The organism is Cupriavidus basilensis OR16 (assembly GCF_000243095.1).
Lineage (GTDB): Bacteria > Pseudomonadota > Gammaproteobacteria > Burkholderiales > Burkholderiaceae > Cupriavidus > Cupriavidus basilensis_D.
In genome coordinates this window covers 1-1,284 of sequence record NZ_AHJE01000125.1, presented here as the reverse complement: position 1 = coordinate 1,284, position 1,284 = coordinate 1, and the positions used below count along the sequence as shown (strand labels likewise).

Below are 1,284 nucleotides of genomic sequence, written 5' to 3'. Positions count from 1 at the left end.
GGCAGCCTGGTGGCGCAGACGGCCGCGTTGGGTGCCAATAGCATCGGCGCGAACACCGAAGCGGGTTCCTTCGAGAGTATCGCCAGCCATGCGGTCCTCGGATGTGTCGCGGGCGCGGCCGGCGGCGGCGATTGCGCGGCCGGCGCCATTGGTGGGGCCACGGGGGCGGTGCTCTCGCCGGTATTCGCGGGACTCATCAGCGGTGGTAATCCAGATCTGACGGATGCGCAGAAGGCGGCGATTACCGGGCTGTCGATGCTGGCCGGTGGTGGCGTAGCGGCAGCGCTGGGCCAAGATGCATTGACGGCGGCGGGCGCGGCGCAGAACGAGACGCTGAACAACTGCCTAGGCCACCCGGAAAGCTGTACACAGTTGCTAAAGAACTGGGTGGGAACCTGGTCCACGGACCCAGGGATGCTTACAGCGTTCCAGTTGATGGAGTTGTATAGTGGAATGCCAGCGAACATTGGGGCTCTGGGTCAGGCAGAGGGAGTCGCGGCGAGGGCCGGTAGCGTAGCCTCGACGGACGCAGCGGCAACCGCAGGCCGAGCAATTGGATTCGATACTGCAAATCTCGAAAACAAGCTAAGTGGTTACCTGCTGGACCCGACGCACTCGCAAAATCAGACGAAGGCAAATTGGTTCAATCGGGCATTGGGCTTCAATCAAAGTAACTGGCAGGACCTTGCATCGCAGCTACACTTCAATCCTTCCACCGCCGTACCAACTAAGACTAGCCAGTTTGGACAGACTTATGAGCAAGTTATTTCCATCACCGGGGCCAATGGAAAAATCATCGACACTACGTTTGTATTTATGAAGGACAAGACGGGTACTGTACGATTTGTGACCGGGATTCCTGCAAAAAAATGACCGTTCTGAGAGAAAACGATACGTTTAGCTTACCCAGGTCGATTGAGGCCACAGTGATAGGTGAGCGTGAAGTGGTGGTCTTGCCTCAGGGGACTACTGTAGCGGTTGTCCTTGTGTTCGGCGACTCCAGAGCACCAGTTGCGTATGAAGTGGAGGCATTCCTGCAGGAGAGCGGACGGTACGCACTTGCCACTGTCGATGCCAGTGACCTGCCATAACTCGCTTGGGCAAAGAAACAGAGTGAGGATAGCCTTGGGATTCCCGGCAATGACACCCAGGCTAGCAAGCGCTTCTCGGAAGCCTACATTCAGGCTGGCAAGCCTTTCCTGCTCGATGCATTTGTCATAGGAGCCAATGTTCAGAATTCATATCAATGTCGTGTCGCGGCATTGTGGAGCCCGGAGTCCGGGG

Annotated in this window: 1 protein-coding gene; it reads left to right on the top strand. The window is 57.5% G+C overall.

The window, feature by feature from the left end; all coding sequences use genetic code 11:
- A partial coding sequence (locus OR16_RS33895) for a DUF6883 domain-containing protein (RefSeq protein ID WP_006163368.1) occupies positions 1 to 873 on the top strand: 873 nt, incomplete at its 5' end.
- Positions 874 to 1,284 lie beyond the last annotated feature (411 nt).